Here is a 12,388-nt window from a genome sequence, read left to right as displayed (position 1 = left end):
ATCAGTTCACCGCACGAAGGGCCGGATATCCCGGCTCGATTTGTGTGCCGAGCGTATTCATCACACTTGAGAACATGGAATAGCCGCCGACGAGATAGATCATCTCGACGATCTGCTGGTCGGAGTAAATGGCTTTCAGGCCGGCATAGACCTCATCAGTGATGAAGGCTTCACGGCGCAGATCATTTGCGGCGGCGATCAGCAGACTTTCCGTTTCAGTCCAGCCGGAACCAGCCGCTTCACTGCCGAGCGCCAGAATTTCTGCTTCGCTCAGACCAGCCCGTTCACCACGGCTCACATGATGGGCCCATTCATACGCGCCGCCATTCAGCGCGGTGGTCCGAAGGATCAGAATTTCACGCTCGCGCGGGGTGAGGTCCGTCTGCCCTAGCAGGAAGCGGGCAAACCCGCCCTGGGCTGAAAAATACTCCGGAAACTGCGCGAGCACGCCGTAATAATTCGGCAGGCTATCAGCCTCGCGAAGGCGTTCCGGCACGAGCGCCACCATCTGCGGCGACATCTCGCTCACAGGAAGAGCCTCTACACGAACTGGGTAGTCTCCATCGCCTTCAACCATATCAGCGAGCGGCGGCATTGGCAGTCCAGTCGGGAGCCTGAATTCCAATTCCGGATCAAGCTGGATACCAAGCGAATTCAAAGCCATGGAGACAAGCTGATACTGAAGCGCGGTATACATCAGGCCAACGGTTTGCGGCTCTGTGTAATGCGATGTCAGCACCTGCCAGGTCGCATCGGATACGCGTCCATCATAGCGAAGCTCATCCGCCATATTCAGCACAGCGCGGTCGAGTTCAGACCAGCCGCCCGCCTCAACACCAATCGCGATGTCGCGGATTTCATCCGGCGTCATGCCGACATTGTCATGCGCGATACGGGCATGTTGAGCCCACTCATATTCGGCCTGACAGAGCCATCCCATACGCAGCATCGCCATTTCGCGGTGGCGCAAATCAACGGCTGTGTTGTTCAGAAGCATACGACCTAGAGGAGACCAGTTATCATACAGGTCCACATGGTGAGCGAGCGTTTTATAGATGTTGAAATCGGCACGCGCGGCCAGCATTTCGGCCTGCTGCTGTGTCAGATTGTTCGGATCAACGGGCGGGAGGCGCGGCTCTGTAACCCTTGGCGAAAAGCCGTCCGTCTCGGCTGAAATAGTCTGCGAAGCAGGTGTATGCGTACAGGCCGAAAGACCAAGACTACCGAATGCGAGCGCAAGCGACACCAGAATAGATTTCTGCAATTTGTCCCTCCCGAGGAATCTTATTGGGAAGAACAATACAACCAAACCGCCAACCGCACAATTGGCAGTAGTTAGCTATCTCAAAATAGTGAGCTGGCGATCAAGGCAGGTCGCTCGACAGACGTCGCAGAACTTTCTGTGCGAAACGCGCGCAAACATAACTGACCACGAAAACGATCGGCAGAATAAACCAGAGCCGCGAGAGATCCGCTCCGAAAAAGCTGACAATCAGCAGAAGCAGGATCACGCCAACAAATATCCAGTATGGACGTTCAGCGCCGCGCGGCATGCTTTGAGCCAGCACGCCTGCACAAATGCCCGTCGCGAGAAAGCCGATCATTGCGATTATGGAAGCGCTTTCCAGCACGACGCCCAAAATGAGCGAGACGGCAGCAGCAGTGAGAATAATCGGTAATTTCATTCGCTCAGCTCCTCACACAAACGTCACGAATTTACTGAACGGCATCTCGCGTAAACGCTGACGCGTCGCCGCGTAAATGGCGTTTGCGAGTGCTGGCGCAGCGGGTGGAACCGGCGGCTCGCCGATGCCAGTCACGGCTGGTCCGCTTTCAAGCGCCCTCACCTCGATGTCCGGACACTGATAGAGTTTCATGCCTTCAAAAGCGTAGAAATTTTCCTGCTCGATGCGGCCATTTGCGAAGGTGATCTCACAATTCATCGCATGGCCGAGCCCGAAGATAACCCCGCCCTTCATCATATTATCGAAGTTCACCGGATCGACGACGCGCCCGACATCTGCCGCGACATAGACTTTATCGATGCGGATGCCATTTCCTGTGTCTGTCACCTCAACAACTTCGGCGACGGGCGTTCCGAAGGAGCGAGCAAAAGCCACACCGCGGCCGCGACCACGCTCCATTGGCGCGCCCCAGTTCGACATGTCGCCAACCGCTTCAAGCACGCCGCGCGCTGTCGCATCGTTCAGCAGTCTGAGACGTTCTTCGAGCGGGTCCGCGCCAGCGGCATGGATAAGCTCGTCCAGAAAACTTTCATGGAAAAAAGCATTGGTGGATGCGCCTACTGAACGCCAGGGGCTGAGCGGTGCAAGCTGGGGCGCTTTGTAACCAGTCACGCGATAGTTCGGGATCGAATAAGGCTGATCGCCCGCGCCTGTTACGATGATCGGGTCTGTCTCGCCAAGGGAAAGCCCCTGACGCCCCATCTGGGATTCAGACACAGACGGCATAGCGATCGACAAATCAAAGGCGTGGACCTGACCATTACGCGCAGTACCGCGCACACGCGCCATAGCGATCTGACGCAGATAGTCATGCGCCATATCTTCTTCGCGCGAATAGGTCATTTTCACCGGACGTCCGGGCACTTCCATCGCGAGGCGCACCGCATGCAGAACATAGTCATCTTCAAGACGATGTCCGAAACTGCCACCCATCATCTGCACATGAACGTGAATGTCTTCAGGTTTCAGACCGGTGAGTTCGGCGACATTCGCCTGAATGAAACGCGGCACCTGCGTGCCCGTCCAGATATCGATACGGGCCTCGCCGACCTGAACGACAGCGCTGACTGGCTCAAGCGGCGCATGCGCCAGATAGGGCGCGCGGTATTCAAGCTCGATTGTTTCGTCTGAGAGTACCGCCTCGACATTTCCTGCATCCAGCGGACGGCTATTGAGGTTCTCAGCCGTAAAAGAACGCGAAAGCGTTGCCCAGTGCGCGTCCATGTCAGCTGGAAAGGGCGGGTCGTCCCATTCAATCTCTACCGCATTTGCCGCCTGAAACGCCCGCCAGGTATTATTCGCAATCACGCCGACGCCGCCGGACAGTTCAACGATTTTCTCTACGCCGCGCATGCCCTCAGCCGTGCTAGCGTCATAGCTCGCCATGCCGCCGCCATTTGCGGGATTGCGCCGCACCGTCGCGTGCAACATGTCATCAAAGCGCAGGTCAATGCCGTAGGTTTGTGTGCCGGTAGATTTGGCAACGATATCAACCCGTTGCATGGGCTTGCCGATAAGGCGCCAGCTGGACGGATCACGAAGGCCAACATTCTCTGGCAGACGCATTGTTGCAGCTGTAGGCGCAAGACGCGCATAACTGATGCGTTCGCCATTCGGCAGAATTACTTCACCGCGCTCAGTTCGCATTTGCGAGGCGTCATGCCCGCTTTCCTGCGCCGCCGCAGCTTTCAATGTTTCACGCGCAATTGCGCCGGCCGCACGAAGTTTGGTGAAGCCATCGGCCACCGTGGTCGACCCGCCCGTGATCTGCATGCCAATAAATTTCATCGCAGCATCGGCGACCGCGCGGGCGGCGTTCGCAACATTGGACTGATCTGCCGGTGAGAACGGCAACGCTTCATTGGCGAGCGCCGTATTGTAATAGACAGGGCTTGGCGGGCCGGGATCAACGCTCACCTGATCGAGATCAACATCCAGCTCTTCTGCAATCAGTGCGGCCTGCACCGAATAAGCGCCCTGCCCTTTGTCCGCGCGCGGCGTAATCAGGGTCACACCTGCAGCAGTGATCATGACATAAGGCGTCAGCGCAGCTTCACCTTCTGTCAGATCATCAAGCAGCGGATTATCCTGCGGGCTTTTATAGGCGTAAATGCCAAAGGTGACGCCGCCCGCGACAGCCATAGAGCCAACGAGCAGCGTGCGACGCGTGATCTTGGAGACAATACCCATGGGCTATTCTCCCCGAAGGCTGGTCGCAGCCCGTCTGATCGCCGCGCGAATTTTCGGATACGTCCCGCAGCGACAGAGATTGGCCGACATGGCATCATCAATCTCCGCATCGCTCGGATTGTTATTCTCCTGCAGGAAGGCGGCAGCCGTCATGATCTGGCCGGACTGGCAATAACCGCACTGGGCAACTTGTTCTTCAACCCAGGCGGCTTGCACGGCGTGGAGCGCATCAGGATTTCCAATGCCCTCAATCGTCGTGATTTGCGCACCTTCGGCAGCAGAGGCCGGATAGGAGCAGGACCGCACCACCATACCATCTACCCAGACAGTACAAGCCCCGCAAAAGGCGACGCCGCATCCATACTTCGGGCCGGTAATGCCAAGCTCGTCGCGCAGCACCCAGAGAAGCGGCATGTCCGGCTCGACATCCACCTCATATGCGGTTCCGTTTACATTCAGTTGCATAGACCGTTCCCGATGCCAGCGCATTAACCACTTTGGATGCTAGGCTATCCGGTGAGATTGCTCAATCTTTCTTGCTGGCACCCACTGGGAAGAGCGTGGATAACCGCCGGGCAATCAGGCTCTCATTCTCGTGTCTTGGCATTTAATGTGGCGAGCTATACTCAGGACACGACCTGACACTCCTCAGCTGTGGACCGCATTCATTGTCATTTTTCCTGATCATCGGATTTGCGATCGTCGCGCTGATCTACTCAAGCGTCGGGTTTGGCGGCGGGTCCACCTACACGGCCATGCTGGTCTTTTCAGGCCTCGAGATTTACTTCGTCCCGATCATTTCGCTCTTCTGTAACCTCACGGTCACCTCGTCTGGCGTGTGGAAGTCCTGGAAATCAGGCCTTTATGAAGGCTCGGGTGTTTTACCCATTCTTGCCGTCTCTGTACCAGCGGCCTTCCTTGGCGGGCTGACACCTGTATCGCGCGAAATGCTGGTCCTTCTTCTTGGATTTGCGCTTCTGATCGCTGGCCTGCAGCTTGGTTGGACAACGCTTTCTGTGCGCAATCCGGATGCGGCGGTCAAACGCAAGCTTCCGGGCTTTGCCGCGCCGCTGATCGGCATGGGCGTCGGGTATCTGTCCGGCGTTGTCGGCATTGGCGGCGGCATTTTCCTTGCGCCGGTACTTCACTTTGTAGACTGGTCCAGCCCGCGCAAGATTGCAGCAATCGCCAGCGCTTATATCGCCGCCAACTCAGCCGCTGGCCTGATCGGCAAGATCATTTCCAACCCGATGGTGATTGATCGCGGCATTTTCTATGACTTCTGGCCGCTGATACCTGCCGTCATCATCGGCAGCTTCATCGGGCACAAATTCATGCTCGGCGTCTTTCCTGAGCGACTTGTCAAAGGCATCACCGCCATCCTAATTCTGGTGGTCGCAGCACGTCTTTTATACCAGTCCTTCGCCTGAGCCTTTCTCATGTATGAAAACGAAAATCCGGTCTTCGATAATGTGGATGCATATCTGGAAGAACGGCTGACGCCGCCCGATGAGACGCTCGAGCTGACGCTCAAACGGCAGGATGAGGCCGGCCTTCCGCCAATGGCTGTCTCTCCGCTTCAGGGTGCATTTCTCAACATTCTGGCAAAGTCTATTGGCGCAAAGCGCATTCTGGAGCTTGGCACGTTTGCAGGTTACTCAACCATCTGGCTGGCACGCGCCCTGCCGGAAGGCGGCAAGGTGATCACGCTGGAACTTCAGGATGTGAATGCCGATCTCTCCCAGCGCAACTTTGATGATACTGGCCTTGCAGACCTGATCGAAATCCGGCGCGGCCCCGCAGAAAAGTCCCTCAACATCCTCATCAATGACGGCGTTAAGCCGTTCGACTTCATCTTCCTCGACGCTGACAAGATCCGCTACCCGACTTATCTCGACCAGATACTCATGCTGTCACGCCCCGGCACGTTGATCATTGCTGACAATGTCATCCGCAATGGACGCATTCTCGATGATAGCGGCAAAGACCCGTCCATTCGCGGCGTCAGAACCTTTCTCGATATGCTGAAAGACCACCCGCAACTCCACTGTACGGCGCTGCAAACCATGGGCTGTAAAGGCTATGACGGCTTTGCGATGATGTACGTCAGATAGCATAAACGTGTTCAAGCTTCCCTTGACACCAGCTCTGTTCTCGCTGCCCAATTGGCCTAAGTCCAAAGGACAAGGGAGGTTTTCATGTGCAACGACAGAACCGCTGAACAGAATATTGAATGGCTGAAGAGGAAAGGTCTTCTCAGCCGTCGTGACTTTGCAAAGCTCGGCCTTGGGGCCGCTTTCATCGCCGCTTTACCAGCCGTGGCAGACGCTCTGAATGTGATGGAACAGGACGTCACCATCACCACGCCTGATGGCGAAGCAGACTGCTATTTCGTCCATCCGGCAGAAGGCTCACATGCCGCCGTCATCATCTGGCCGGACATTATGGGCCTTCGCCCTGCCTTCCGCATGATGGGCAAGCGCCTCGCAGAATCCGGCTATTCGGTACTGGTTGTGAACCCGTATTATCGTACGGCGACCGCTCCGGTGATCCAGCCAGGTGAAAGCTTCTCCGATCCGGAAGTGCGCCCACGGCTTATCCAGCATTATCGCTCACTCTCGGCTGAAACCAACGTCACTGATGCACGCGCCTTTGCGGCGTGGCTTGATGCGCAGGACGCAGTCGCGACCTCGCGCCCGATCGGGACGATGGGCTATTGCATGGGCGGCCCGATGACCTTCCGCACCGCTGCCGCTCTGCCTAGCCGGATCGGTGCAGGCGCCAGCTTCCATGGCGGCGGTCTCGTCACAGATGAAGACGGCAGCCCGCATAATCTTGTTCCGGAGATGAACGCAGCTTTCCTGATCGCCATTGCGGACAATGACGACCAACAGGACCCGGAAGCCAAAACGGTTCTGGCCAACACTTTCGATGCGAACATGCTGTTTGCAGAAGTCGAGGTCTATGAGGACGCCATGCATGGTTGGTGCCCACCAGACTCGCAGGTCTATAACGAAGAACAGGCCGAACGTGCATGGAGCCGCCTGCTCATGCTGTTCGACCGCCATCTGGCATAATTGATCAGATCAGCCCCGGTTCAGGCCGGGGCTTTTTCTTTGGCGCCCATGACCTCTGAAATGATCTCAACAGAACGGAAGCGTTTGGCCGGATCATACATGTCAGAGACGATCATCAGCTCGTCAGCCTCAGTACGATCGATAAAGGCATCAAGGCCTTTCTTCACTGTCTCCGGCCCACCAATAATCGTACATTCCAGCATACCCGCCGCCTGCGCCTTCTCGGCTGGCGTCCAGTACGTGTCGATATCGTCAATCGGTGGCATCAGATAGCGGCGCGCACCGCGTACCAAATTGGCAAATGACATTTGCTGGGATGTCGCAAGGCGTTTCGCCTCTTCATCAGTTTCAGCCGCAATCACGTTCACGCCCACCAGCGCATAAGGCGTCTCCAGAGCTTCGGACGGTTGGAACCGCTCCCGATAGAGCTTCAGTGCCACATCCAGTGCCTGCGGCGCAAAGTGAGAGGCAAAGCCATATGGCAGACCCAGCTGGGCGGCGAGTTGCGCCCCGAACAGGCTGGAGCCAAGAATCCAGAGCGGCACTTTCGTACCCACACCCGGCGAAGCAACAATCTTTTGTCCCTCTTCGGCTTCATCAAGCCATCCCTGAAGCTCGATAACATCCTGCGGGAAGCGTTCGGCTTTCATCGGGTCCACACGTAAAGCCCGCATGGTCATCTGATCGGTTCCAGGCGCGCGGCCAAGGCCCAGATCAATCCGTCCGTTATAAAGCGTCGCCAGCGTCCCGAACTGTTCGGCGATCACATAAGGCGTATGGTTGGGCAGCATGACACCGCCAGCACCAATGCGGATACGCGACGTCGCGTTCGCAATGTGCGAAATGACAACCGGCGTCGCCGCCGTGCTGACACCGCGCATATTATGGTGTTCGGCAACCCAGAACCGCTCATATCCGCAGCGTTCGGCATGCACAGCCAGATCACGCGCCAGATCGAGTGCTCCGCGCGTATCACTGCTTTCGCGAACGCGACCGAGTTCCAGAATGGATAGTTTTACCATGAACAATCTCCTGACGGATTATATGGCCCGTCAGAATTCAGTTTAAACCGGACTAATCGATCACCGGCCGGTAATCATCATTCACCGGACGTGGACGATAGGCGCGAAGTACGAATTTACGCGTCTCTTCATCTGAGAAATCACAATCCTCCGGCAGTCGGCCAAGGCCGCGCGCATCGAGATCACGGTTCAGCACCTCGACCACTTTGGGAATTGTGAGGTCATGCTCTTTGTTGAGATAGCGCTGATATTCACGCTCATTCTCGAAGGCAAACGCCTTCCAGAGAATGGAGATACGGGTCTCGGCTTCGGTAAACTCCCAGCGGTTTTCACCATCAACAATCGCCCATCCCTTATCATGGGAATGCGCGTGCAGCTGGGCGTCGCGGGAAATTGTGCCCGGCTCCATATGGTTCGCCGTTGGGCCAATCGCGCCAACACGGTGCCACATATATTCGTTGTCAGAGACATAGCCGACATTCCAGACAGGCGCCTCAACGCTTTGGCGCTCCCCGTCCGGACCATCCGGCCAGTAATCGAAATCGCCGCCGCGACCCCGATAGAACCATGAAATTGTGGAGGCCTGCGGCACGGCCCAGTCATGGAAAAGTCCGGAATACGCCATCGCGACCAACAGATCGAACGGCATACGATCGCCGCCGCGAAACTTCGGCAAATCAAGATGAGGCGGACCGGCTGCCATCGGCGTGTTGATGTTGTTCATTAACGCCTGAGGTACGATCACCTTCGCGTCGAAGCTCTTCTTCGCGCCTTCAATAAAGTTCTCAGAGCGAAAGATGAATTCAGAGCGCGGCTCGACAACCTTTCCGCCATAAGCCCACATCACGCGAAACCATGGCACGTCCTTGCCGGTCTGCGCGCGCTTATGCACCTTGGCCGCCAGACTATACGGCGCCGACAGGCGACACAGGTCGAGCACTTTTTCAGGATTAGAAAAAGCCGGGTCCAAACGGACCGGTTTAGCCAGCATTTCTGCCGGACGCAGAACCATGTCCTGATTACCATCAGCCATGCGTTCCTCCCCATTTATTATAGTTTTCTACACTATAGCCGATAGCTCTCGGGGAATCGAGCATAAGGTTAAGAGGCGACCTCTGGCCGCCTCTCACCAGAATAAATCTACGCTTCCGGAAGGAAGTCCGGCACAGAGAAGTACCGTTCGCCCGTGTCATAGTTGAAGCCGATCACACGCGCATCTTCTGGCAGTTCTTCAAGCTTTTTGGCGATAGCGGCCAATGTCGCGCCGGACGAAATACCAACCAGCATACCTTCAAGACGTGCCGCATCACGCGCATAGCGTTTCGCATCTTCCGGATCGACCTGGATCGCGCCTGTCAGAAGCGATGTATCGAGGTTTTTCGGAATGAAGCCTGCGCCAATACCCTGGATAGGGTGTGGGCCCGGATCGCCGCCAGAAATCACCGGAGAGGCAGTTGGCTCAACCGCAAACACTTGCAGGTTTGGCCAGACTTTCTTCAGCTCGCGCGCACAGCCGGTGATGTGACCACCCGTGCCTACACCTGTGATCAGAACATCCGGCGGCGTCACTTTGAAGTCGACGATGATCTCCTGCGCCGTCGCTTGAACGTGCGCGTCGATATTGGCAGGGTTTTCAAATTGCTGCGGCATCCATGAGCCCGGCGTCGCTGCGATCAGCTCTTCTGCTTTCGCGATGGCGCCCTTCATGCCTTTTTCCTTCGGCGTGAGAACGAACTCCGCACCGTAAGCCAGCATGAGACGGCGACGCTCAATCGACATGCTCTCCGGCATGACGAGGATAAGACGATAGCCCTTCACCGCTGCGACCAGCGCAAGGCCAACACCTGTATTGCCGCTTGTGGGCTCGATGATCACGCCGCCCGGCTTTAGTTTTCCGGACTGTTCAGCCTCCTCAACCATTGAGAGAGCGATACGGTCTTTGATCGAGCCGCCCGGATTGGAGCGCTCCGATTTGATCCAGACCTCACGGTCACCGAACAGCCGGTTCATACGAACATGCGGTGTGCCGCCAATTGTTTCGAGTAGTGAGTTCACTTTCATAGGGGTTTCCTCCCGCGTCAGTCTTACCTGTACTAGTGCGGATCGGAGCGCAGAGTTTCAAGTCCGCAAATTGTTAGATTTTCTAACGGGTCGTAAATTCTGCTTGATCAGCCCGATGCAATATCAGGTGCGCTTCCAGTACATAATGCCGTCAGAAGCCTCGTCAGCAGCGACTGCGGCGCCCTTCGTTCCGACAGGCTCTTCCTTGCCTGAAATCAGGAATTCGATACCCGCTGCATCAGAGGCCGGGATTTTTGCAAGGAAGCGCTTTTTACCGTCGAGCGTACGCCCGACCACAACACCAAAACGAACGCTGCCATCGCGTTTATAGTGGACGGTATAGGTCTCGATCTCACCTTCACCCTCATAGGCTTCGACAAATTCCGGCACATCTCCACGGCGGGCTTCTGCCCCTGCCTGCACATCGAACTCCTGCGGATAGCGTTCGGCGAGAGCCCGGTCGCGGCCCACAACAATCGTATGGTTGTAAGTCGCATAGCCGCCATTGGCGAACAAAAGGCCATAGCGGCCCTGCGCGCGCAGCTCGTGCACCATCTCCACGACGGCATGGCTCATATAATTGGCAATCGGTCCGCCGCCGAAGGTCAGGCCACCGAATACGGTCATCGGGCGCTCAACGGGCCAGCCAATGACGCGGCGCGCCAGCTTCGGTACGCATGGAAAGCACGAGTAAAGCTCGGCGGCATCAAGGTCGCTGACACTCAAATCATTGAATTCCAGCGCTTTATTCAGCGTTTCCGACATGCTGACAGAATCTGCATATGTGTCACGTGCGAGAATATTCCCCACTTCCTCAGCATGCGCGCCAAGCCCCACATACACGAGCTTGTCTTCCGGCACGCCGTGGGCCAGCGCGGCCTCAAGGCTTGTCACGATGAAAGCTGCGCCCTGATTCACCGAGGAATTAGCAACCATCAGCTTGGTATAAGGAAAGGAGATCGGACGGTTGTTCTCATCGGCCGTTGTAATCTCTTCCGGCGTTTTCGGGCTATGGATCCAGGCGCCCTCGGTCTCATTGGCGACTTCTGAGAAATTCGACCAGATCATGCCGCTCTCAGCCTGCGCCTCTTCAAGGCTCTGGCCCCATTTTGCGCGGCAGGCATTTTCATAAAGCGGGTAAACATCCGTTGGCGTGGTGAGCAGGAAGAAGTCGGAATAACGTTTCTTGCGGACACTCGCGCTCGCGCGCAGCGGGTCGGATGTATTCCCGGCAGCTTCCAGCTTTTTGCGCGCGCCGGCAGTTCGAAGCGCCTCGCCGCCTGTAATGGCAACGCTGGTCGCTTCGCCTTTGGCAATCATGTTAGCCGCTTCATTTAGAAGCCGGATCGGGCCATCGCCCATCGGATAGGGCGTCTGACGACACGTCGCCTCCACCGCGCCAACAGCTGACGCAACTTGCGGCGAACAATCACCAAGCTTCGGGAATGAAATCTGATCAACCGTGAGAATGGCAGACAGACCTTCCAGCCAGCCCGCGCCAGCATCTGCGTCCGCGCGCTTCAGCGCTTCAACCATAAGACCGAGCGAATCCAGTCCTTCATGAGGCACTTCAGGGCGGTCATTGATCTGCCCGACGCCGACAATCACCGGAATTCTGGACTCTGGCACGCTCATATCGCTCTCTCCCTCATATTTGGCGAGAGCCTAGAGGCAGGAGTGATCGCGCCGCAATCCTTCACGTTGCGGCAGCAGGAGAAGTTTTTCAGAGCGCCTTGCGCATATGGATGATGGTGTTGGTCAGACCGTTTTCGCTGGTGCGCACCTCGGTATGGAAAGCTTCATAGCCACGCGCTTCATAAAGCGGCAGGCCCGGAACGGTGGAACCAAGCTCAATCGCTTTAAATCCTGCATCGCGCGCCGCGCCTTCACCAAGATCAAGCAGAAGCGTTCCAAGCCCTTTCCGGATCCAGTCCGGATGCGTGTACATCGCCCGAATACGAGCCGCATCCATTTCAGGGTCAGAGAGACTATCATCACGGCCTGCCGTCGCATCCCCGCCGAACAGGGTTTTTCGCTTGCCCCAGCCCCCGCAGGCAACAAGCACCGTTTCACCGTCCACCTCTGTTTCGATCATGAAATAGGTCTGGTCAGCGATAAGCGAGCGGTCGACGCCCATGGATTCGCGCGCGGCAATGATCTCTTCATCGCTCAGAAATTCGCGCATATTCACCGTGATCGCGGCGCCCATCAGGTCCATAATTGCAGGAATATCGCTTTCCTGCGCCAGCCGATGGGTAAAGACGTGTTTTGCGCCGGACATAACCGCTCCTGA

The 12,388-nt window shown here is 56.7% G+C and carries 12 protein-coding genes; 3 read left to right on the top strand and 9 right to left on the bottom strand.

Translation table 11 applies throughout. The features are described from left to right. Position 1 precedes the first annotated feature (1 nt). From P1U45_RS05325 to P1U45_RS05310, 4 genes are all read right to left on the bottom strand, one after another. Positions 2 to 1,264, bottom strand: a complete 1,263-nt coding sequence (locus P1U45_RS05325; RefSeq protein WP_301057932.1) for a carboxymuconolactone decarboxylase family protein — start codon at positions 1,262 to 1,264, stop codon at positions 2 to 4. A gap of 100 nt (positions 1,265 to 1,364) precedes the next feature. Then, entirely contained in the window at positions 1,365 to 1,685 is a 321-nt protein-coding gene (locus P1U45_RS05320) for a hypothetical protein (protein ID WP_301057930.1), read from the bottom strand. Between the two features lie 12 nt (positions 1,686 to 1,697). Continuing rightward, positions 1,698 to 3,935: a molybdopterin cofactor-binding domain-containing protein gene (locus tag P1U45_RS05315; RefSeq protein ID WP_301057927.1), complete on the bottom strand. Its 2,238-nt coding sequence runs from the start codon at positions 3,933 to 3,935 to the stop codon at positions 1,698 to 1,700. A 3-nt stretch (positions 3,936 to 3,938) separates the two neighbouring features. Beyond that, the gene (locus tag P1U45_RS05310; RefSeq protein ID WP_301057925.1) at positions 3,939 to 4,400 is read right to left on the bottom strand and encodes a (2Fe-2S)-binding protein; all 462 of its coding nucleotides are present in this window, start codon (positions 4,398 to 4,400) and stop codon (positions 3,939 to 3,941) included. A gap of 203 nt (positions 4,401 to 4,603) precedes the next feature. On the opposite strand from P1U45_RS05310, the gene P1U45_RS05305 reads away from it, so the two are divergent. The 3 genes from P1U45_RS05305 to P1U45_RS05295 all read left to right on the top strand — a co-directional run bounded on the left by P1U45_RS05305 (position 4,604) and on the right by P1U45_RS05295 (position 7,012). After that, complete coding sequence (locus P1U45_RS05305) at positions 4,604 to 5,365, top strand: sulfite exporter TauE/SafE family protein (RefSeq protein WP_022693883.1); 762 nt, start codon at positions 4,604 to 4,606, stop codon at positions 5,363 to 5,365. 9 nt (positions 5,366 to 5,374) lie between these two features. Then, positions 5,375 to 6,049 carry an O-methyltransferase gene (locus tag P1U45_RS05300; RefSeq protein ID WP_301057922.1) on the top strand — a complete coding sequence of 225 codons (675 nt, stop codon included), beginning with the start codon at positions 5,375 to 5,377 and terminating at the stop codon, positions 6,047 to 6,049. 84 nt (positions 6,050 to 6,133) lie between these two features. Continuing rightward, a complete protein-coding gene (locus P1U45_RS05295; RefSeq protein ID WP_301057921.1) occupies positions 6,134 to 7,012 on the top strand; it encodes a dienelactone hydrolase family protein in 879 nt (292 codons plus the stop codon). Between the two features lie 20 nt (positions 7,013 to 7,032). On the opposite strand, the gene P1U45_RS05290 is transcribed toward P1U45_RS05295, so the two are convergent. From P1U45_RS05290 to P1U45_RS05270, 5 genes are all read right to left on the bottom strand, one after another. After that, positions 7,033 to 8,034 carry an LLM class flavin-dependent oxidoreductase gene (locus tag P1U45_RS05290; RefSeq protein ID WP_301057919.1) on the bottom strand — a complete coding sequence of 334 codons (1,002 nt, stop codon included), beginning with the start codon at positions 8,032 to 8,034 and terminating at the stop codon, positions 7,033 to 7,035. 52 nt (positions 8,035 to 8,086) lie between these two features. Next, positions 8,087 to 9,067, bottom strand: coding sequence for a hypothetical protein (locus P1U45_RS05285; protein ID WP_301057918.1), 981 nt, complete (start codon positions 9,065 to 9,067; stop codon positions 8,087 to 8,089). A 107-nt stretch (positions 9,068 to 9,174) separates the two neighbouring features. Continuing rightward, positions 9,175 to 10,095 (bottom strand): cysteine synthase A, encoded by a 921-nt coding sequence (cysK, locus tag P1U45_RS05280; protein WP_301057917.1) that lies wholly within the window; start codon positions 10,093 to 10,095, stop codon positions 9,175 to 9,177. 123 nt (positions 10,096 to 10,218) lie between these two features. Then, entirely contained in the window at positions 10,219 to 11,730 is a 1,512-nt protein-coding gene (locus P1U45_RS05275; protein WP_301057915.1) for a hypothetical protein, read from the bottom strand. 88 nt (positions 11,731 to 11,818) lie between these two features. Continuing rightward, a complete protein-coding gene (locus P1U45_RS05270; RefSeq protein WP_301057913.1) occupies positions 11,819 to 12,376 on the bottom strand; it encodes a GNAT family N-acetyltransferase in 558 nt (185 codons plus the stop codon). Positions 12,377 to 12,388 lie beyond the last annotated feature (12 nt).

It is taken from the genome of Ponticaulis sp., from assembly GCF_029210165.1.
Classification (GTDB): domain Bacteria; phylum Pseudomonadota; class Alphaproteobacteria; order Caulobacterales; family Hyphomonadaceae; genus Ponticaulis.
This window is presented reverse-complemented; position numbering and strand designations above follow the sequence as displayed.

Coding starts and splice junctions, on each gene's coding strand:
- P1U45_RS05320 (WP_301057930.1), bottom strand. CDS start 1,685: ATGAAATTACCGATTATTCTCACTGCTGCTGCCGTCTCGCTCATTTTG.
- P1U45_RS05315 (WP_301057927.1), bottom strand. CDS start 3,935: ATGGGTATTGTCTCCAAGATCACGCGTCGCACGCTGCTCGTTGGCTCT.
- P1U45_RS05310 (WP_301057925.1), bottom strand. CDS start 4,400: ATGCAACTGAATGTAAACGGAACCGCATATGAGGTGGATGTCGAGCCG.
- P1U45_RS05300 (WP_301057922.1), top strand. CDS start 5,375: ATGTATGAAAACGAAAATCCGGTCTTCGATAATGTGGATGCATATCTG.
- P1U45_RS05295 (WP_301057921.1), top strand. CDS start 6,134: ATGTGCAACGACAGAACCGCTGAACAGAATATTGAATGGCTGAAGAGG.
- P1U45_RS05290 (WP_301057919.1), bottom strand. CDS start 8,034: ATGGTAAAACTATCCATTCTGGAACTCGGTCGCGTTCGCGAAAGCAGT.
- P1U45_RS05285 (WP_301057918.1), bottom strand. CDS start 9,067: ATGGCTGATGGTAATCAGGACATGGTTCTGCGTCCGGCAGAAATGCTG.
- cysK (WP_301057917.1), bottom strand. CDS start 10,095: ATGAAAGTGAACTCACTACTCGAAACAATTGGCGGCACACCGCATGTT.
- P1U45_RS05275 (WP_301057915.1), bottom strand. CDS start 11,730: ATGAGCGTGCCAGAGTCCAGAATTCCGGTGATTGTCGGCGTCGGGCAG.
- P1U45_RS05270 (WP_301057913.1), bottom strand. CDS start 12,376: ATGTCCGGCGCAAAACACGTCTTTACCCATCGGCTGGCGCAGGAAAGC.